This window comes from Bradyrhizobium sp. AZCC 2262 (assembly GCF_036924535.1).
In the GTDB taxonomy this organism is placed as follows: domain Bacteria; phylum Pseudomonadota; class Alphaproteobacteria; order Rhizobiales; family Xanthobacteraceae; genus Bradyrhizobium.
Window position 1 is genome coordinate 463,203 of sequence record NZ_JAZHRT010000001.1, and the last position, 19,979, is coordinate 483,181.

The following is a 19,979-nucleotide window of genomic DNA, read 5'->3' on the forward strand; positions in this document are numbered from 1 at the left end:
CGCCGAAGTGAAGAGGCGATCGCCGGGGAAGCGTTTCGTTGGACAGGGTATTCGATCTCGCCATCATCGGAGGCGGCATCAACGGCTGCGGCATTGCGCGCGATGCGGTGGGCCGGGGTAATTCCGTATTCCTGTGTGAAATGAATGACTTGGCGAGTGGGACGTCGTCCTGGTCGACCAAATTGGTGCACGGCGGGCTGCGTTATCTTGAATATTATGAGTTCCGCCTGGTCCGCGAAGCGCTGATCGAGCGCGAAATCCTTTGGCAGATCGCGCCCCACATCATCCGGCCGTTGCGTTTCGTTTTGCCGCACCACGCAGGACTGCGTCCGGCCTGGCTGCTCATGCTCGGATTGTTCCTGTACGACCATATCGGCGGCCGGCATCTGCTGCCGCCGACGCGCTCGGTCGATCTCGTCCATGACGAGGTGGGCAAGCCCTTGATCGCCAACCGTTACAAGCGCGGTTTCGAATATTCCGACTGCTTCGTCGATGACGCGCGCCTTGTCGTGCTGACCGCGCGGGACGCGGCCGATCGCGGCGCCGAAATTCATACCCGCTCGCGCGCGGTCGAGATCAGTCAGGTCGATGGCATCTGGCACGTCACTGTCGAAAACACGATCACCGGTACGCGCACCACCGTTCAGGCCCGCGCGCTGGTCAATGCCGGCGGCCCGTGGGTCGAGCAAGTGCTTTCGTCGGGCTCAGGCGTCAACGCGCGTGCAAAGGTGCGGCTGGTGCAGGGCTCGCACATCGTGGTGCGCAAGCTCTATGACCACGATCGCGCCTACATGTTCCAGAACGCCGACGGCCGCATCATCTTCGTCATTCCCTATCAGGACGATTTTACGCTGATCGGCACCACTGATCGCGACTACGACGGCGACCCGGCCAAGGTGAAAGCCAGCCCTGAGGAAATTCAATATCTCTGCGCCTCCGCCAGCGAATACCTGAAAAGGCCGGTGCTGCCTGCGGATGTCGTCTGGACCTATTCCGGCGTGCGGCCGCTCTATGACGACGGCGCCAGCGAAGCAAAAGCCGCGACCCGCGATTACGTGTTCGAACTCGATACGCCCGGTGGCGCGCCATTGCTGTCGATCTATGGCGGCAAGATCACGACCTATCGGCGCCTGGCGGAAGAAGCGCTGGAACGGCTCGAACCATACTTGCGTAGCGCCAAAGCGAAGGAAGGTTGGACCGGCAAGTCGCCGCTGCCCGGCGGTGACATGGATGTTTCGGCGGTCGCCGCGCTGACGGCGGAACTGACGCGGAAATATCCGTTCCTCACCCCGGCGCATGCCAACCGGCTCGCCCATGCCTATGGCACGCGCGCGACAAAATTGCTCGGCAACGCCAAATCATTCGCCGATCTTGGCCAGTCGTTCGGCGCCACCTTGACGGAGAGCGAAGTCAGGTACCTGATGTCGAACGAATGGGCCTGCACCGCCGATGATGTGGTGTGGCGAAGATCCAAGCTCGGTTTGCGGCTGTCGCCAGATGAAATTGCCGCGCTCGATGAGTGGATCAAAGCCCACCGCGCCCCCGGCGAACGTCCCTTGCGCGAAGCGGGAGGGCGACCGTGAGCGTCACGCTCGAACACGTCACGCGATCTGTGGACGGCATCCCGACCATTCGCGATGTCTCGCTGACGCTTGAGCGCGGCACGCTGAGCGTGCTGCTTGGACCGACGCTGTCCGGCAAGACCTCGATCATGCGCCTCCTCGCCGGTCTCGACAAACCTGCGACCGGCCGCGTGCTGGTCGACGGCAAGGACGTCACCGGCGCCGACGTGCGGCAGCGCTCGGTCGCGATGGTCTATCAGCAATTCATCAATTATCCCTCGCTGACGGTCTATGAGAACATTGCCTCGCCGTTGCGGGTGCAGGGCAGGCCGCGCGAGGAGATCGATCGGCGCGTTCAGGAAGCCGCAAGGCTGCTGCGGCTCGAGCCCTATCTGAAGCGCACCCCCCTGCAGCTTTCCGGCGGCCAGCAGCAGCGCACCGCGATCGCGCGGGCGCTGGTCAAGGGCGCCGACCTCGTGCTCCTGGACGAACCGCTCGCCAACCTCGATTACAAGCTGCGTGAGGAGTTGCGCACCGAACTGCCGCGCATTTTCGAAGCGTCGGGCGCGATCTTCGTCTATGCGACGACCGAGCCTTCGGAAGCGCTCCTGCTCGGCGGCAACACCGTCTGCATGTGGGAAGGCCAGGTCCTGCAGGCCGGCGACACCTCAAAAGTCTATCGCCAGCCCGATACGCTGCGGGTGGCGCAGGTGTTCTCCGATCCGCCGCTCAACATCGTCGGTATCGAAAAGAAGAACGGTTCGGTGCAATATGCCGGTGGCATCCAGGCGCCGGCCTCCGGCCTCTATGCGCAGCTTTCCGACGGACCCTATCGCGTCGGCTTCCGCGCCCATCAGCTCGAGGTGGCGAACGGCGTCGCTGGCCGCCACGCGTTCCACGCCACCGTCACCGTGACCGAGATCACCGGTTCGGAAAGTTTCGTGCATCTCAACCGTGGTGCGTCCAACTGGGTTGCGGTGCTGCCGGGCGTACATGAATACGAGCCCGGCCATGTGCTCGATGCCGTGCTCGATCCCGACAATGTCTTCGTGTTCGACGGCGCCGACCGCCTGGTCGCGGCACCGGGCAAAGCATGAGGAAGATGCAGCATGGCCCGCATTGACCTCGTCGATCTCGCGCATTCCTACGGCGGCAATGACGCGCCGGTGGAATCGTTTGCGCTGAAGCCGGTGACGATGACCTGGCGTCAGGGCGGCGCCTATGCGCTGCTCGGCCCGTCCGGCTGCGGCAAGACCACGCTGCTCAACCTGATCTCCGGCATCGTCACGCCGTCGCGCGGAAAAATCCTGTTCGACGGCGCCGACATCACACCGCTGTCAACCCAGAAGCGCAACATCGCGCAGGTGTTCCAGTTTCCGGTGATCTACGACACCATGACGGTTGGGCAGAACCTCGCATTCCCGCTGCAGAACCGCGGCGTGCCGAAGGCCGAGGTCGAGGCGCGGGTGAGGCAGATCGCCGACCTGCTCGACCTCACGTTCTATCTCGATCGTAAGGCAACGCGCCTGACTGCCGACGCCAAGCAGAAGATCTCGCTCGGCCGCGGCCTCGTCCGTTCCGATGTCGCCGCGGTGCTGTTCGACGAGCCGCTTACGGTGATCGATCCCGAGCTGAAATGGCAGCTGCGCTCAAAACTCAAGGCGCTGCATCGCGAGCTCGACCTCACGATGATCTACGTGACCCATGACCAGACCGAGGCGCTGACCTTCGCGGACACCGTCGTCGTCATGCATGACGGCCGCGTGGTGCAGAGCGGTACGCCGGCGGAGCTGTTCGACAAGCCCGAGCACACTTTTGTCGGCTACTTCATCGGCTCGCCCGGCATGAACATCGTCCCGGCTGACGTGAGCGGGCACGAGGCGCGCATCGACGGTCACGTCATCGGCCTGCATCGCAATTACGGCGTGCTGCCGGCGGGCGCCAGAATCGAAATCGGCGTACGGCCGGAATTCGTCAACGTCGCCGCTCCCGCGTCCGGCCTGCTGTCGGCCACGGTCGAGCGCATCGACGATCTCGGCCGCGTCCGCTTCGCCCGCGTGCGCATCGGCGATGCAAAATTCGCCGCCCGCGTACCGCCGGGATTTTCCGTGCCCGACAACTCGGTCGGGCTCGTGTTCGATCCCGCCCATGTTCACGTCTATGCCGATAGCCATCTGGTCGAGGGGGTTGCCTGATGGACAAGACCATCAACCAGAAAGCCTGGTTCCTGGTGCTGCCGGTATTCCTGGTGGTCGCGTTCTCCGCGGTGCTGCCGCTGATGACGGTCGTGAACTATTCGATGCAGGACACGTTCGGCAACAACCAGTTCTTCTGGAACGGCGTCGGCTGGTTCAAGGAACTGCTCGATCCCTCGACCGATCTCGGCGGGCGTTTCCTGGCCTCGCTCGGCCGCAACCTGCTGTTCTCCGCCATCATCCTTGCGATCGAGGTGCCGCTCGGCATCGTGGTGGCGCTGTCGATGCCGCGCGAGGGCTGGACCGTTGCCGTATGCCTCGTGATCCTGGCGCTGCCGCTGCTGATTCCTTGGAACGTGGTCGGAACGATCTGGCAGATTTTCGGTCGACCCGACATCGGCCTGCTTGGCTATACGCTCAACAGCCTCGGCATCGACTACAATTACGTCTCCAACGAGTTCGATGCATGGGCCACCGTCATCGTGATGGACGTCTGGCACTGGACCAGCCTCGTCGCGCTGTTGTGCTACGCCGGCCTGAAGTCGATCCCCGACGCCTATTACCAGGCGGCGCAGATCGACGGCGCCTCGCGCTGGGCGGTGTTCAAGGCGATCCAATTGCCGAAGATGAATCGCGTGCTCCTGATCGCGGTGCTGCTGCGCTTCATGGACAGTTTCATGATCTACACCGAGCCGTTCGTGGTGACCGGCGGCGGGCCGGGCAACTCGACCACCTTCGTTTCGATCGAACTGGTCAAGATCGCGCTCGGGCAGTTCGACCTCGGCAAGGCCGCGGCACTTTCGCTGGTCTATAATCTGATCATCCTGATCGTGTGCTGGATCTTCTACACCGTGATGACCAACGCCGGGGCCGAGCGCCCCGAAAAGCAGGGAGTCGCGTGATGAACACGATTCCCGGCCGCCGCATCATCATGGTGGTGTTCCTGATCTTCCTGTTGTTGCCGATCTACTGGCTCGTCAACATGAGCTTCAAGAACAATACCGAGATCGTCACCACCATGACGCTGTGGCCGCACCAGCCCACGCTGGAAAACTACAAGCGCATCTTCACCGACGAGAGCTGGTATTCCGGCTACATCAACTCGCTGACCTATGTGCTGATCAATACCGTGATATCGATTGCGGTGGCGCTGCCGGCGGCTTACGGCTTCTCGCGCTACCGCTTCCTCGGCGACAAGCATTTGTTCTTCTGGCTGCTGTCGAACCGGATGGCGCCGGCGGCGGTCTATGCGCTGCCGTTCTTCAATCTCTATTCGGCGATCAATCTGTTCGATACGCCATGGGCGGTCGCGCTCGCGCATTGCATCTTCAATGTGCCGCTGGCGGTCTGGATTCTCGAAGGTTTCGTCTCCGGCGTGCCGCGCGAGATCGACGAGACCGCGTTCCTCGACGGCTATTCGTTCCCGCGCTTCTTCATCAAGATCCTGGTGCCGCTGATCGCGAGCGGCATCGGCGTCGCCGCGTTCTTCTGCTTCATGTTCTCCTGGGTCGAGTTGCTGCTGGCGCGCACGCTGACGTCGGTCAACGCCAAGCCAATCTCGGCGATCATGACCCGCACGGTGTCCGCCTCCGGCATGGATTGGGGGCTGCTGGCTGCGGCCGGCGTGCTCACCATCATTCCCGGTGCCTTAGTGATCTGGTTCGTCCGCAACTACATCGCGCGCGGCTTCGCGCTCGGTCGGGTGTAGGAGGCGCATATGGAACACATCGCATGGATGGCCTGGACGCTCCCGACCGCGATTTTCTTCGTGATGCTGGCGCTGACATTGGGGGCGATGACCTGGCTTGCGGTCGCTTATCCCGAAGCCGAGCGGGTCGGCGTGCTGCGCATTCCGACCACGCGCGGCGACCGGCTGTTCATTTCGCTGGTGCTCGCCGCCGTCATCCATCTGCTGTGGATCGCCTTTTTCGGCACCGATCCGATCGCCACTCTGCCGATCGGGGAGGGCGTTGAGATTTCGAGCCTGTGGCTCGCAACCGTGATTTCGCTTCTATCGGCCGTTGCGATTTTCCGCACCGTCTAGGAAGCGAAAAAGAGCAGATCCGGGATCAACCCGGGCCTGAGTTTATTTTGTCGCTGCAACCGGAGGATCCAACATGCGACGCTTGAGAGGAAGAAACGGTCCCTTGACCAAGGAGAACTTTCTGACGATGACCAGCGCGGCTGCGCTGATCGCAGCTTCCGTTACGATTGCCGCACCCGCTCGTGCGGACGACGCGGTCAATCAACGATGGATTGACAGCGAATTCCAGCCCTCGACGCTGTCGAAGGCCGATCAGTTGAAGGAGCTGCAGTGGTTCGAAAAGGCCGCCCAGCCGTTCAAGGGCATGGAAATCAGCGTCGTCTCGGAAACCATCCCGACGCATGAGTATGAATCGCGGACGCTGGCGAAAGCCTTCACCGAGATCACTGGCATCAAGGTCAAGCACGACATCATCCAGGAAGGTGACGTGGTTGAGAAGCTGCAGACCCAGATGCAGTCCGGCAAGAACGTCTATGACGGCTGGATCAACGATAGCGATCTGATCGGCACGCACTTCCGCTACAATCAGACCGTGATCCTGTCGGATTACATGACCGGCGAAGGCAAGGACGTCACCAATCCGCAGCTCGACGTCAACGACTTCATCGGCAAGTCCTTCACCACGGGTCCGGACAAGAAGCTTTATCAGCTTCCCGATCAGCAGTTCGCGAACCTCTATTGGTTCCGCTACGACTGGTTCTCCAATCCGGAGTACAAAGCCAAGTTCAAGGCCAAGTACGGCTACGATCTCGGCGTTCCCGTGAACTGGTCGGCCTATGAAGACATCGCCGAGTTCTTCACCAACGACATCAAGGAGATCAACGGCGTCCGAGTCTATGGCCACATGGACTACGGCAAGAAGGATCCCTCGCTCGGCTGGCGGTTCACCGACGCCTGGCTGTCGATGGCCGGCAACGGCGACAAGGGCATCCCGAACGGCCTGCCGGTCGACGAATGGGGCATCCGCATGGAAGGCTGCCGTCCGGTGGGCTCAAGCGTCGAGCGCGGCGGCGACACCAACGGTCCGGCGGCGGTCTATTCGATCGTCAAATACCTCGACTGGATGAAGAAGTATGCTCCGCCGCAGGCGCAGGGCATGACCTTCTCCGAATCGGGGCCGGTGCCGGCACAAGGTGCGATCGCGCAGCAGATCTTCTGGTACACGGCCTTCACCGCCGACATGGTGAAACCGGGCATCCCGGTGATGAATGCCGATGGCACACCGAAATGGCGCATGGCCCCGTCGCCGCACGGCTCGTACTGGAAGGAAGGCATGAAGCTCGGCTACCAGGACGCCGGTTCCGCGACGCTCCTGAAGTCGACTCCGCCGGATCGCCGCAAGGCGGCCTGGCTCTATCTGCAGTTCATCGTCTCCAAGTCGGTGAGCCTGAAGAAGAGCCATGTCGGTCTCACCTTCATTCGTGAATCCGACATCTGGGACAAGTCCTTTACTGAACGTGCGCCGAAACTCGGCGGCCTGATCGAGTTCTACCGCTCGCCCGCACGCGTGCAGTGGACCCCGACCGGTAACAACGTGCCTGACTATCCGAAGCTTGCTCAATTGTGGTGGCAGAACATCGGCGATGCGTCGTCCGGTGCGAAGACCCCGCAGGCGGCGATGGATTCGCTGGCAGCAGCCCAGGACTCGGTGCTCGAACGCCTCGAGAAGTCCGGCGTGCAGGGCGCCTGCGGGCCGAAGCTGAACAAGAAGGAGACGGCCGAGTTCTGGTTCGCCAAGTCGGCGAAGGACGGCAACATCGCTCCGCAGCGCAAGCTGGCGAACGAAAAGCCGAAAGGTGAAACCGTCGACTACGACACTTTGGTGAAGTCGTGGCCGGCCACCCCGCCCAAGCGCGCCGAGGCGAAGTGATCCCCCGGCGTCATCGTCCGGCTTGATCCGGACGGTCCGGTCTTTCGCTTCTGACGGCCGCAGTTACCGGATGCCTCGCTTCTTCGCGGGGCGTGACGAGCGGAGAAAACCAAAGGCCGAGAGCAATCCCGGCCTTTTTTCTTCCCGGAAATGACGCGAGGGCCCTTACTCCGCCGCCTGCGCCGCGCCGAGCGCCGGGTAATCCGTGTAGCCCTTGGCGCCGCCGCCGTAGAACGTATTCTTGTCCCACTCGTTCAGCGGCGCGCCCTTCTTCAGGCGTTCGACCAGGTCGGGGTTCGAGATGAAGGGTTTTCCGAATGCGATCAAATCGGCCGCGCTGGCTTCGAGCACCTTGTTCGCAAGGTCGAAATCATAGCCGTTGTTGGCGACATAAGCCTGCTTGAAGCGCTTGCGCAAGGACGCATAATCGAACGGCGCGATGTCACGCGGGCCGCCGGTCGCGCCTTCGATGACGTGGATATAGGTCAGCTTCAGCGCGTTGAGCCCGTCGACGATGTGATCGAACAGCGGCTGCGGATTGCTGTCGGATGCGTCGTTGGCCGGCGTCACCGGTGAAATGCGGATCCCGGTGCGTTCGGCGCCGGCGACCGCAGCCACCGCCTTCGATACTTCCAGCATCAGCCTGGCGCGGTTCTCGATCGATCCACCGTAAGCATCGGTGCGCTTGTTGGTGCCGTCCCTGGCGAACTGGTCGAGCAGGTAGCCGTTGGCGCCGTGGATCTCGACGCCGTCGAAACCGGCGGCCAGTGCGTTTTCAGTGCCGCGCTTGAAATCCTCGATGATCCCTGGAATCTCCGAGAGCTCCAGCGCGCGGGGCTCGGAGATCTCGGTGAAGGTGCCGTTGACAAAGGTCTTGCCCTTGGCGCGGATCGCCGATGGCGCCACCGGCTTGCCGCCGCCCGGTTGCAGTGAGTCGTGCGAGACGCGGCCGACATGCCAGATCTGGATGAAGATGCGCCCGCCTTTTTCGTGCACGCGGTCGGTGACCTTGCGCCAGCCTTCGACCTGCTCCTTCGAATAGATGCCGGGCGTATCCTGATAGCCCTGGCCCTGCTGCGAGACCTGGCTCGCCTCGGTGATCAGGAGGCCTGCGGAGGCGCGCTGCCCATAATAGTCGATCGCCAGCGGGCTCGGCACCATGCCGGGCGGCACCGCGCGGTTGCGGGTCAGCGGCGCCATCACGAGGCGGTTCGGAAGCGTGATCGGGCCAAGCTTGAAGGGCTCGAATAGTTTGGTCTGGCTCATGTCAGGGATGTCCGCACTGGATGATGATAGGGAACAGTTGGGCATTGGGGCCAATTGCGCAATCCCCGAGCCATTCGGCTTGCGCAGAGTAGCTGCGCCGGATCCCGGCCGTGTGGGCGGGTTCGAGCCATGGCGCAGGCGTGTGGACGCAGGATGATTCATTCGAAATCAGGCGCCGCGTGGCAAAAGCGGTCTCCCGGCCGGCGCCCCGGCGGCCGAACGGCACCGTCAGCGCAACGATCGGGTTGCCGCCGACAGGCGTTGCGGCCGATCGGGCTGCCGATCAGGCTCGACGCGATCACATTGCCGCGAATGCCTTTTTATTCACCGCCGCGCCTGTCGATGCGCCACAAGCTATTCCGCCGCATATCCCATTCGCCTGTGGTCAAATTCCACAATCGGCCCTGCGGAATCCACCTGCAGCAGTTCGAAGGTCAGGCATTCGCAACCGATGGCGCGCAGCACCTGGTTGGCGGCTTTGTGTACGCTGTTGTTGAAGTTCTGGTGATCCATCTGAATTTCGAGGCGAGGCTTGCGGCTGCATACCGCCTTCACGACCGACTGCAGCCGGATGAAGACCTCGTCCCGGTAGTTCTGGGTGCTTTCGAAGGAGGCCCTGGGATCGACGATCTGAGTCCGTGCGACATAGACGAGGTTGATTGCAAAGCGGTCGGCGGAAACGGCGCCTTGTGTGCACCGAAACACCTCGGGGCGCCTGTCGATCCGCGCCAGTTGGCGGCTGCCGGCGCTGATCCGATGCCGGCCGGGGGGCAGCGCCCTTTCAAAACGGCCGTTCCGGTAGAGCAGCACGGTTTCAAACTGCTGCACGCAGACCCGCTCGAAGCCGAGCAGCGCCATGATGCCCTTCCTGAACAGCGTCGAAATCCAGGCCCACGCGCTGGCGATCGCGGCGATGACGATCAGGGAAAATGCTATCGACCCCAGAAGTTCACCCACGCTTTTCCTTCCCCTGCCATGTTTTTTATCTGGTTGGCGACCCTGCGATGCCGGCTCTTCACTCTGGTCTTCGCTTTGCTTTTTTCTTGGCTTTTCATACGTCGAAATTAAGTCATCCGCATTTTCAATCACAGCGCGTAAACAAAAAAATAATCGGCCCTCGCCCGACGATTTGCATTTTGAATAAAGTCATTGTGATGCCCGATTGAGCACGCCGTTGCCGTCGCTTTTGGCGTTGCCAGGCGGGCAATCCGCTCCTCGGATGGCCTGTTCGTCCGGGACGATCCCGGTATCGTTTCCGCTCAGCCGGGCCACGCGTGCTTGCCAAATTGTCCTTGCGAAAGCAGGAACCCATATCCACAACTTTTAGTTGCTGGTGGGATAGCGGCCCCGGCTTCGTCTCCCAATCGGCCTTCGTGGTCATGGGTCGTAGATTTCCGATTCAAGTGTCAGATAGCGGCGAGGATGCGCGCCCGCATTCCCGCGGCGCAGATGGCGTCCGGGCTTTGCGTCGCTTGCCGCCCTCGAAGAGATGAGGGCGCAGGGAAGACCGGGTGCACGCTGCACCCGCGGTCTCGTGTGCAATTGCGCACAGAAGATGCGCACACGAGCATACAGGTACAGGCGGAGCATCCCGGCCTTCCCTGCGCAGTGGCTTTACGGCTTACTTCGTGCTCTCCCCGGCGAACGGCTCTTTTGCCACCGTCGCCTCCGAGAAGCTTCGCTTCTCTCGGACTTAATGCCAGCACCGCGACATCAGGACCACACGACTTCGCCGTACGCTCGAGCCACACACGTCAGTCGCAGCTCTCGCGTCCACCGCATCCCACCGCGCGTTCGTGACGTTCGCGAGCGCCCTCTCATCGGGTGAGACGGGCGGAGTTATGCGGTTGATTTGGGTGAGAACGAAAGCGGAATATTTTTGCCCGAAGGGCTGGACAGGTTTTGGGTGATTTGCCCGTCGTGTTGAAATGCCGCACACGCGCGAGCAGATTTTGCTTGCACGATAAGGCAAATCACCCCGCAGCCGTAGGGTGGGCAAAGGCGCGGAAGCGCCGTACCCACCAGCTCACGCCGCGCTCATGGTGGTGGGCACGCTTCCGCCTTCGCTCTTCGAGCGACAGTGAGACAAGTTCGTTTTGCCCACCCTACACGCGCGACCGTCGGCTCACGCCTGCTTGAGCCAATGACGGGCGCCATCATCATTGCGCCTCGCGCATTCCGGAATAGGATAACGCGAACATGGGTGATGGGAGTCCCCGCAATGGCCATCAACAAGGACAAGATCGACGATACGGCGCTGGCGCTGCTCTATCTGACCCTGCATGACGATTACAGGGCATGGAAAGGCTTTGCTTGGAGCGTGCTCGGCCGCCTGCACGAAAAGGGAATGATCGACGATCCCGTCGGCAAGGTGAAGTCGGTGGTTTTCACCGACGAGGGGCTGGAGCGGGCGAAGAAGCTGTTTGAGGAGATGTTCGAGGAGTAGGGCAGCGCGGCGTAGGATGGTAGAGCGCAGCGAAACCCACCGTCTTTCCGATCGCGAAGCGGTAAGTTACGTTTGCGCCTTCGCGCTTCGAGCCACGGTGGACGGGTCGATAACTCACTCTACGATTTCTGCTATTTATCAAACTCTATTTTTTCGCCGGTGAGGGGATTGATTCCAAAGCCCGGTCGGTCGTCAGCGTCCTCATCATCCTCGGCGTATTGCACAGGAGCCTCGCCACGCGTTGCGACGATGCGCGGATACCGGGTCTTGGCGCTCTTCTTTCCCTCTGCGCGCAGGGTGATCCGGAAGAGCCAGTCGTCGCCATAGTCGAACAGAAATAGCATTGTGTGCCCAACTTCGGGAAAAGCCTGCGACATTCTGGTCTTCTTGACGCCGAGCACCCGTGGATCGGCATCGCCCATATCCGCGAACAGCTCGTATTTTGGGAATGTCTTGTAGATCTTGGCGGGAGTGAGCCCGGTATAGAAGCCGAAGGCGTGATCGAAATCGAAATTGAACGAGGAGACAACGGCTTCGGCCAGCACGTACAACGACTTTGCAGGGTCGAGCTCTATGTCCCGATAGACCGCCGCGCTGCCCTGGAGCGCCGCCCGAAAGATGAAGGTGTCCGCCATCTCGAACCTCATTTGCGCCTGCAGCAACGCCAGAGAGAATAGACGCGGAAACGCGCTTTGCTCAAGCGCTGGAATTTGCAGGATAGCTATAGGAGATTTCTCGATATAGTCCCGGATGTCGCAGCGTTCACCCGGGCTACGCTTGCTATCGTGCCAGGGTGCGCAGCCAGTTTGCCGCCCGGGCGGTCATCTTTCCTGATGGCAGCTTTGCCGTGCCATACGACCGGCAGGCCGCGAAAACCTCGCGCGTGAGCTGGCTTGGTTGAGCCCTCGCCAGAGCAAGCAAAGCCGATGGGGCCCGCGCGAGCGCGCACCGCAATGACGGCGAAACCTGCCCGACCTAGCTGTGCGCGGGAATGTCGATGCCGTCAGTCGCATACTGCCGGATCTTGTTCCGCATCGTGCGCACCGAAAGGCCGAGCACGCGGGCGGCGTGGGTGCGATTGCCGTGGCAGCGCGCCAGCGTCTGCAGCACGAGTTCACGCTCGATCGCCTCGATTGTGGAGCCGATCAGCATCGGCACGATTTGATGGGGTGAAAGGGTCTGAGAATCCGACAGCGGAATCTCGGGCACGGGCACACAGTCCGCGCCAAGGTACACGTCACCAAGATACTCCTGGGGCATCAACACCTCCCGAACAACGCTTGCTCCGAAACGCGGAGCAGAAACATCAGGAATCAACGGCCCCCTAGCCGTAGAGGGAGAGTGGGCGCGTTTGGTTAATGAAAGGTTAAGAAGCACGGAGAGGTTTTGACGTCGCTTTGCTACACCCTGGCGTATATGTTCAACGGCAGGCAGATAGACATGTCAGCAGCGCAGGATGGGTAGAGCGCAGCGAAACCCATCGCTGTTCGTGCCAGAACCGCTTGCTCTCGTTGCGAAGATGGCGGATTACGCTTCGCTATCCGCGCTACGTGCTGGTTACCGACAACTGGCTCGTGACCATCTCAGCCATTCGTAGTTCGCATGAGCGTAGCGATATACACGACGCCCTGAACCCCGGATGTCGCTGCGATCCGGACCACGCTTGCTGCACCTCGAAGCCGTCGGGGAGCGCGCCGTTGGCTTCGAAGCTGGGACGCCGGAGACGAAGAGAAGTCGCCGGCGCGGGTGGGAAAGAGAGCGGCTGGCTTTGATGCCAATGGGACGTGGTGGATGGGGGCACCGGTAGTTTTCGGACTGGATATCCCACAACGAGGCCAACGAGTACCTTGATACTGAATGGGCAGAAAAGAAAAAATCGGAGCTGTTCTTTTACTCGAAGATTTCAGACTATTTCAAAGACGATTTTCCCGACATTAAGATAGCTAGTGAACTAGAACGGGATCTGCTCATCCAGAAATTGTCGGTTAGCGGTTCATTTGCAAATACGCATCTTCTAATTGGGAGATTGTCCAAGCAGTCAGAGTTCTCGCCGACGCAGGTCGAGCAGTTAGCCGAAATCCCACAATCCAACCATCAGGTCGGTTGGATTGTGGGCGACGATGACTTGCGAAATTTTTACAAATCGCTCCTCGATAACTACGGCGACAAGATACAGGCTGGTGTCGCCTCTAAACTGGTCAAGCTGATTGCTGAGGAAGAGCCGAATTTGGCAGAGGACGACGGAATTCCGCTTTGAAGCTAGTGGACCCCGTCATCCTCCTGTAGCTCGCTAGGATGGGTAGTCTCCTCACAACACCCGATTACTCTCCTTCACCTTCTCCGCATCGAGATACACGCTGCTTCCCATCTCCTTGAACTTCTGGCTCATCGCCGCCATGCCATCCTCGATGGTCCCGGTCACCGACATCCCCACACTCGCCGGATCGTTCAGCGTCGCCGCGTAGTCCCGCACATCCTGCGTAATCTTCATCGAGCAGAATTTCGGGCCGCACATCGAGCAGAAGTGGGCGACCTTGTGGGCTTCCTTCGGCAGGGTTTCGTCGTGGAAGCTCTTTGCGGTGTCCGGATCGAGGCCGAGGTTGAACTGGTCGGTCCAGCGGAAGTCGAACCTCGCACGCGAGAGGGCGTCGTCGCGGAGTTGCGCGGCGGGGTGGCCCTTGGCGAGATCTGAGGCGTGGGCGGCGATCTTGTAGGTGATGACGCCGACCTTGACGTCGTTGCGGTCGGGGAGACCCAGATGCTCCTTCGGCGTGACGTAGCAGAGCATGGCGCAGCCGAACCAGCCGATCATGGCGGCGCCGATGCCTGAGGTGATGTGGTCGTAGCCCGGCGCGATGTCCGTCGTCAGCGGCCCAAGCGTGTAGAACGGGGCTTCGCCGCATTCCTTGAGCTGCTTGTCCATGTTGATCTTGATCTTGTGCATCGGCACGTGGCCGGGGCCTTCGATCATCACCTGGCAGCCCTTTTCCCACGCGATCTTTGTCAGCTCGCCAAGCGTCTCCAGTTCGGCGAACTGCGCGCGGTCGTTGGCATCCGCAATCGAGCCGGGGCGCAGGCCGTCGCCGAGCGAGAACGAGACGTCGTACTTGCGCATGAGGTCGCAGATCTCGTCGAAATGCGTATAGAGGAAGCTTTCCTTGTGATGCGCCAGGCACCACTTCGCCATGATCGAGCCGCCGCGCGACACGATGCCGGTGACGCGGTTGGCGGTCAGGTGGATGTAGGGCAGGCGCACGCCGGCGTGGATCGTAAAATAGTCGACGCCCTGTTCGCACTGCTCGATCAGCGTGTCCTTGTAGAGCTCCCAGGTCAGTTTGACCGGATCGCCTTCGCACTTCTCCAGCGCCTGATAGATCGGAACGGTGCCGATCGGGATCGGCGCATTTCGAAGAATCCATTCGCGCGTGGTGTGGATGTTGCGGCCCGTCGAGAGGTCCATCACGGTGTCGGCGCCCCAGCGGATCGCCCACACCATCTTGTCGACCTCTTCCTCCACCGATGACGTCACGGCGGAGTTGCCGATATTGGCGTTGATCTTGGTCAGGAAATTGCGGCCGATGATCATCGGCTCGAGTTCGGCATGGTTGATGTTGCAGGGGATGATGGCGCGTCCACGCGCGATCTCGGAGCGGACGAATTCCGGCGTGATGAAGGCGGGCACCTCGGCGCCGAAGCTCTCGCCATCGGCCAGCGCTGCTTCTGCGCGTTCGAGCTGCTGCTTGCGGCCGAGGTTTTCGCGTTCGGCGACGTAGATCATCTCTTTCGTGATGATGCCGGCGCGGGCAAATTCGAGCTGCGTGATCTTGTGGTCGCCTGTGCCGCGCAACGGCTTGTGGTGCGCGGTGAAGGCCTTTGCGGCGTGCGAGGCGCCGACATTGCCGTTGTCCTCCGGCTTGATCTCGCGGCCCTGATACTCCTCGACGCCGCCGCGTTCCTTGACCCAGGCGAGACGGTTGCGCGACAGGCCGGCGTTGACGTCGATGGTCACGGTCGGGTCGGTGTAGGGGCCCGAGGTGTCGTAAACGGGAAGGTTCGGCTCGCCGGCGCCTTCGGAGAGGATGATCTCGCGCAAGGGCACGCGCAGGTCGGGCGCGGCTTCGGGGGTGGCGAAGATCTTGCGGGACGAGGGAAGGGGGCCGGTGGTGACGGCGGGAAGGGTGGTGTCGGGATTGGAGCGGATGTTCATTAGGTTATCCTCCGTTGAATTTGTTATCGCGTCATCGCGTGTTGTTCGTCATCCTGAGGTGCGAGCGCTTGCGAGCCTCGAAGGATGGAGCTGGGCCGTCGCCCTTCGAGGGCCGCTGAAGAAGCGGCCACCTCCAGCGACAACGGCAAAGCCGTTGCGCGGGGGTGACGGATAACTGGTGTTCTCATCTCACGCGGCCTCCGCGCTCTGGCCCAGCCATTGCCGCACCCGTGCATCCGGGTCGGCGTTCTGGGTGACGTCGCTGACGACAGCGATGGAGTCCGCACCGGCTGCAAAAATCTCGGCCGACTGTTCGAACTTGATGCCGCCGATCGCGACCAGCGGGATGGGGCCTGCGCGCTTCTTCCACTCGGTGATCTTTGCAATGCCTTGCGGCGCGAAGCGCATGGATTTCAGCGTGGTCGGAAAGATCGGGCCGAGCGCGATATAGTCCGGCTTCGCTGCCAGCGCGGTCGCCAGTTCCTCGTCGTCATGGGTGGAGATACCGAGCGTCAATCCCGCTTTGCGGATTTCGCCGAGGTCGGCGTCGACAAGGTCTTCCTGGCCGAGATGCAGGTGTTTTGCGCCGGCGACGATCGCGGCGCGCCAGTAATCGTTGACCACGAGTTTTGCGTCAGTGCCCTTGATGGCCTCCAGCGCGTCGGTCACGATCTGCAGCGCCTCTGATTCATTGAGGTCCTTGGCGCGCAACTGGATGGTGCCGGCGCCGAGCAGCGCCAGCCGCGTCACCCAGGCGACGTTGTGAACGACAGGATAGAATTTATCAGGATACGGCATGCCAGAACGGTGTCCCGATCACAGGGGTTGAAGGCGAGGCGAAGTCGCGGGCTTCCATCAGCCCGGCCTCGTAGGCGGTGCGGCCGGCTTCGACGCCTGATCGAAACGCATTGGCCATCACGACAGGATCGGCGGCCTTTGCGATCGCCGTGTTGAGCAGCACGGCGTCGTAGCCGAGTTCGAGGGCGTGCGCCGCATGCGAGGGCGCCCCTAAGCCGGCGTCGACCACGAGCGTGATATCGGGCAGGCGCTCGCGCATCAATTTCAGCGCGTCACGGTTGGTGATCCCCTTGGCGCTGCCGATCGGCGCGGCCCATGGCATCACGACCTTGCACCCTGTATCGACCAGCCGCATCGCGACCGAAAGGTCTTCGGTGCAATAGGGGAACACCTCAAACCCGTCCTTGATCAGGATGGCGGCGGCTTCGACCAGGCCGACCACGTCGGGCTGCAGCGTGTCGTTGTCGGCGATCACCTCCAGCTTGATCCAGGGCGTGCCGAACAATTCACGCGCCAGCTTTGCCGTCGTCACCGCCTCGCGCACGCTGCGGCAGCCGGCGGTGTTCGGCAGCACCGTCACGTCAAGCTCGCGGATCAGCGACCAGAACGCATCGCCCGTCTTGCCGCCGGCGGCCTCGCGCCGCAGCGACACCGTGACGATGTTGGCCCCCGACGCGCGGATCGCGTCCTGCATGATCGCCGGCGAGGGGTAGAGCGCGCTGCCGATCAGGAGGCGGGAGGAGAAGGTTTTGCCGTAGAAGTTCAGCATGGTGTCAGGGTCCTGTCCCGCAACTCGTTCTCGCATCTACCGCTCGTCATCCCCGCGAAGGCGGGGATCCAGTACGCCGGGAAGCCAGCGATCGAACCGAAAAGCCGCGGCGTACTGGGTCGCCCGGTCAAGCCGGGCGATGACAGCGGAGTTTGTTGTGAGCGCTCGCAACCAACTTTGTCGTCCCTGCGAACGCAGGGACCCATACCGCGTGATCTCAGTTGTGGGCACGGTGGCAGAGACCTTTCGTCATCACGGACGCCGGTGGTTATGGGTCCCTGCGTTCGCAGGGACGACGTGGGGAGAGTGCGCGTGTTCATCACATCACCCTCCCTGCCGTGGCGTGATGATCTCGATCTCGTCGCCGCTCTTCAGCGCGGTCTCCGCCCAGCGGCTTTTCGGCAGCACGTCGTAATTCAGCGCAATCGCGAAATGCGTGCCTTCGTATTCGAGCTCGCTGAGCAGCGCGTCGACGCGGGAAGAGGTGATCTCCCGCTGCTCCCCGTTGACGGTCACACGCATCGCATCACCTCATTGTCGATCGCGCCGCGTTGCACGTAGCCAAGCGTCAGCTCGGCCAGCGCGGGGGCCAGCAGAAAACCGTGGCGGTAAAGGCCGTTCACCGCGATCTTCTTGTCGACCGTGATGCGCGGCAGATTATCCGGGTAGGCGGGACGGAGGCCCGAGCCGAACTCGACGATGCGCGCTTCGGCAAAGGCCGGATGCACGGCATAGGCGGCGCCGAGCAGCTCCAGTGCCGAGCGCACGCTGACGCCGGTGTCCTCGGCCTCGATCGAGGTCGCGCCCAGCATGAATTTGTTGTCGCCGCGCGGGATCACGTAGAGCGGCCAGCGCGGATGGATCAGCCGCACCGGGCGCGACAGCTCGACCTCCGATGTCTCGACGATGATCATCTCGCCCTTGACGCCACGCAGCTCCGGCTGCTTGTCGCGCGCGGACAGTCCACGGCAGTCGATCACGATACCGTCGAGGTCCTCGCCATCAGCATCGCAGTCGAACTTGATGGTGCCGCCGGCGGCTTCGATGCGGGCATGCAGTTCGGGGAGCACGCGGCGCGGCTCGACATGGCCCTCGTTGGCATAGAACAGGCCATCGCGGAAACGGCCATCCAGCGATGGTTCGAGCTCGCTCAATCCCCGCGCGTCGAGCCTGGTATGGCCGGTGGTCAGTTTCGCAAAACGTTCGAAATCGGCGCGGTCGCGCGCATGCGCCACCACCAGCGATCCGTTGAACGGGGTTTTGGGAAAATGCGCGCGCCACAGGTCGAGCGAGCGGATGCCGAGCCGGCCGATCAGGGGTTCGGAGGTCTCGGCCTCGCACCAGGGCGCCAGCATGCCGCCGGCCCAGTGGCTGGTGGAGAGCGTCATATCGGCGTCACTGCGCTCATACAGGGTAACGGCATGGCCGGCCTGTGCGAACAGCAGCGCCTGCCATGCGCCGGCAATGCCCGCGCCGATGATGGAAACGGGGGAATCCCCCCGCGGATCTGACTTCTGGTACATCCCTGTCCCTTCGCCGGCATGACCCGGATCAGGTTCAAAGGGTCACCGCGGTCCAGCGCCTTTCGGCCCAAGCTTGCGGTATCTCAGCTCCTCATCGGAGCACCCCTCGGAACAGGGCTAATGTAGGCAGTTGGGCTGACGTGTCAACGCGACTTTGCGGGAACTGCACCGCTGGGATGCCGTGACGCAGCGCAGCGCGCTGCCCCGGGGCACGAGATCAGGCTATTTGGCGGTCTGCATTGCGTTCGCCTCGGAGGGCGTTTTCGCTGTTTCGACCGGCCTGGCGATGATTTTCGGCGGCCCGCCACTCGCGAGCACGGGCGCGATCTGCATGGGTCGCTGGCGCTTTGCAGCGTGGTAATAGCCGCCCGCATAATAACGCACGGCTCGGTTGTGATCGCCGTTGGCGGCGCGGTAGGCGCCCGCCAGATATTTGATGCCCCAGGCGAGATTGGTATCGGGATCGCGCAGGCCCGCGGCGTCGCCGGTGTAGCCGAGGCCGCGCGCGGTCGGCAGCTTGATCTGCATCAGCCCGATGGTGCCGCCGCGACCGACGAGGTTTGCGTGATATTTGCTCTCGCGCACGATCACGCGGTGCACCAGCGCTTCCGGCACGTTGTTGGCGGCGGCGTGGGTTGCGACCATGCTTTCATATTGCGCGCGACTCTGCGCGCTTGCACCTGATGAAACGAATAGCGCGGCGGTAGCGGCGAGCCAGACGAATTTCGGAAAACTTTTCATAAAAACGATCTCGGCGGATGGACGCAGGAACGAATGGTTCCTCCGGTTAGTTCCATCAGCGGGCCAAGATGTGGCGAAAAACGGACGAGATCGCGGCGAGTTGTCTGCGGCTCATGCATGTGTCAACATATGCAGCCAGCGCGATCCTAACGTTATGTGTGCGATGCATCGCTTCTGTCGACGCGAATCTGCGTCATGCGGACGCGCAAGAATGTCGTGCAAAAGTCGCAGTCAAGGTGTAAAGAAGACGCGCGATAAAACCCATTCTTTTCGACAGCAAACCTGTCGCATTCAACGACATTTTTAAAAAAGCGAGGCGTCATTATGACGTCCGAAGTTGAGGGAGATGCGCCATGGCTCGAGCCGATTCCAGCTATTTGCCCCGCGGAAATCCCTGTGCCCAGTGCGGCAAGCCGATCGCGAGACCGGATTGGGTCGAGAGCAGTCCAGGCCGCACGTCGTTCCTCTGGTTCTGCCGCGCCTGCGATTATCGCTTTGAAGCGATCGCGATCTATGAAGAGGCGGATCCGGACGCACTCGCTGCCTGACGCACTGGCT

At 62.0% G+C, this 19,979-nt stretch carries 20 protein-coding genes and 1 riboswitch; of the genes, 10 read left to right on the plus strand and 10 right to left on the minus strand.

Annotated features, from left to right (window positions below; translation table 11 throughout):
- Window positions 1-38: 38 nt before the first annotated feature.
- The 7 genes from glpD to V1283_RS02230 all read left to right on the plus strand — a co-directional run bounded on the left by glpD (window position 39) and on the right by V1283_RS02230 (window position 7,671).
- A complete protein-coding gene (glpD, locus tag V1283_RS02200; protein ID WP_334384808.1) occupies window positions 39-1,583 on the plus strand; it encodes a glycerol-3-phosphate dehydrogenase in 1,545 nt (514 codons plus the stop codon).
- On the plus strand, window positions 1,580-2,659 hold the full coding sequence (locus tag V1283_RS02205) for an ABC transporter ATP-binding protein (protein WP_334384809.1): 1,080 nt from the start codon (window positions 1,580-1,582) through the stop codon (window positions 2,657-2,659). Before glpD ends, V1283_RS02205 begins: the two co-directional genes overlap by 4 nt.
- Before the next feature lie 12 nt (window positions 2,660-2,671).
- Window positions 2,672-3,757, plus strand: coding sequence for an ABC transporter ATP-binding protein (locus V1283_RS02210; protein ID WP_334384810.1), 1,086 nt, complete (start codon window positions 2,672-2,674; stop codon window positions 3,755-3,757).
- Window positions 3,757-4,659, plus strand: a complete 903-nt coding sequence (locus V1283_RS02215; protein ID WP_334384811.1) for a carbohydrate ABC transporter permease — start codon at window positions 3,757-3,759, stop codon at window positions 4,657-4,659. Before V1283_RS02210 ends, V1283_RS02215 begins: the two co-directional genes overlap by 1 nt.
- The gene (locus V1283_RS02220) at window positions 4,659-5,465 is read left to right on the plus strand and encodes a carbohydrate ABC transporter permease (RefSeq protein WP_334384812.1); all 807 of its coding nucleotides are present in this window, start codon (window positions 4,659-4,661) and stop codon (window positions 5,463-5,465) included. The genes V1283_RS02215 and V1283_RS02220 overlap by 1 nt, the downstream gene beginning before the upstream one ends.
- Before the next feature lie 9 nt (window positions 5,466-5,474).
- A complete protein-coding gene (locus tag V1283_RS02225) occupies window positions 5,475-5,801 on the plus strand; it encodes a DUF2160 domain-containing protein (protein ID WP_334384813.1) in 327 nt (108 codons plus the stop codon).
- 73 nt (window positions 5,802-5,874) lie between these two features.
- Complete coding sequence (locus V1283_RS02230) at window positions 5,875-7,671, plus strand: ABC transporter substrate-binding protein (protein ID WP_334384814.1); 1,797 nt, start codon at window positions 5,875-5,877, stop codon at window positions 7,669-7,671.
- A gap of 165 nt (window positions 7,672-7,836) precedes the next feature.
- Here V1283_RS02230 and V1283_RS02235 read toward each other — a convergent pair whose 3' ends face one another.
- Entirely contained in the window at window positions 7,837-8,937 is a 1,101-nt protein-coding gene (locus tag V1283_RS02235; protein WP_334384815.1) for an alkene reductase, read from the minus strand.
- 354 nt (window positions 8,938-9,291) lie between these two features.
- Entirely contained in the window at window positions 9,292-10,026 is a 735-nt protein-coding gene (locus tag V1283_RS02240; RefSeq protein WP_334384816.1) for an SPFH domain-containing protein, read from the minus strand.
- A gap of 1,132 nt (window positions 10,027-11,158) precedes the next feature.
- Between V1283_RS02240 and V1283_RS02245 the strand changes: the two genes are divergently transcribed.
- Window positions 11,159-11,383 carry a DUF6429 family protein gene (locus V1283_RS02245; protein WP_334384817.1) on the plus strand — a complete coding sequence of 75 codons (225 nt, stop codon included), beginning with the start codon at window positions 11,159-11,161 and terminating at the stop codon, window positions 11,381-11,383.
- Between the two features lie 131 nt (window positions 11,384-11,514).
- On the opposite strand, the gene V1283_RS02250 is transcribed toward V1283_RS02245, so the two are convergent.
- On the minus strand, window positions 11,515-12,018 hold the full coding sequence (locus V1283_RS02250; RefSeq protein WP_334384818.1) for an IS1096 element passenger TnpR family protein: 504 nt from the start codon (window positions 12,016-12,018) through the stop codon (window positions 11,515-11,517).
- A gap of 340 nt (window positions 12,019-12,358) precedes the next feature.
- Complete coding sequence (locus V1283_RS02255) at window positions 12,359-12,643, minus strand: helix-turn-helix domain-containing protein (protein WP_334384819.1); 285 nt, start codon at window positions 12,641-12,643, stop codon at window positions 12,359-12,361.
- A gap of 766 nt (window positions 12,644-13,409) precedes the next feature.
- On the opposite strand from V1283_RS02255, the gene V1283_RS02260 reads away from it, so the two are divergent.
- A complete protein-coding gene (locus V1283_RS02260) occupies window positions 13,410-13,640 on the plus strand; it encodes a hypothetical protein (RefSeq protein WP_334384820.1) in 231 nt (76 codons plus the stop codon).
- Window positions 13,641-13,691: 51 nt separating this feature from the next.
- Here the strand turns inward: V1283_RS02260 and thiC are convergent, their stop codons facing one another.
- From thiC to V1283_RS02290, 6 genes are all read right to left on the minus strand, one after another.
- On the minus strand, window positions 13,692-15,590 hold the full coding sequence (gene thiC, locus V1283_RS02265; protein ID WP_334384821.1) for a phosphomethylpyrimidine synthase ThiC: 1,899 nt from the start codon (window positions 15,588-15,590) through the stop codon (window positions 13,692-13,694).
- Between the two features lie 189 nt (window positions 15,591-15,779).
- Window positions 15,780-16,388 (minus strand): thiamine phosphate synthase, encoded by a 609-nt coding sequence (gene thiE / locus V1283_RS02270; protein WP_334384822.1) that lies wholly within the window; start codon window positions 16,386-16,388, stop codon window positions 15,780-15,782.
- On the minus strand, window positions 16,375-17,157 hold the full coding sequence (locus tag V1283_RS02275) for a thiazole synthase (protein ID WP_334392934.1): 783 nt from the start codon (window positions 17,155-17,157) through the stop codon (window positions 16,375-16,377). Before V1283_RS02275 ends, thiE begins: the two co-directional genes overlap by 14 nt.
- Window positions 17,158-17,481: 324 nt before the next feature.
- Window positions 17,482-17,679, minus strand: coding sequence for a sulfur carrier protein ThiS (thiS, locus tag V1283_RS02280; RefSeq protein ID WP_334384823.1), 198 nt, complete (start codon window positions 17,677-17,679; stop codon window positions 17,482-17,484).
- Window positions 17,670-18,680 carry an FAD-dependent oxidoreductase gene (locus V1283_RS02285; protein ID WP_334384824.1) on the minus strand — a complete coding sequence of 337 codons (1,011 nt, stop codon included), beginning with the start codon at window positions 18,678-18,680 and terminating at the stop codon, window positions 17,670-17,672. The genes thiS and V1283_RS02285 overlap by 10 nt, the downstream gene beginning before the upstream one ends.
- A riboswitch (TPP riboswitch) is annotated at window positions 18,668-18,797 on the minus strand. (Overlaps the previous gene by 13 nt.)
- Before the next feature lie 105 nt (window positions 18,798-18,902).
- Entirely contained in the window at window positions 18,903-19,421 is a 519-nt protein-coding gene (locus tag V1283_RS02290) for a lytic transglycosylase domain-containing protein (RefSeq protein WP_334384825.1), read from the minus strand.
- Between the two features lie 353 nt (window positions 19,422-19,774).
- Here V1283_RS02290 and V1283_RS02295 point away from each other — a divergent pair, with 353 nt between their 5' ends.
- Window positions 19,775-19,969 (plus strand): hypothetical protein, encoded by a 195-nt coding sequence (locus V1283_RS02295; RefSeq protein ID WP_334384826.1) that lies wholly within the window; start codon window positions 19,775-19,777, stop codon window positions 19,967-19,969.
- Window positions 19,970-19,979: the final 10 nt, after the last annotated feature.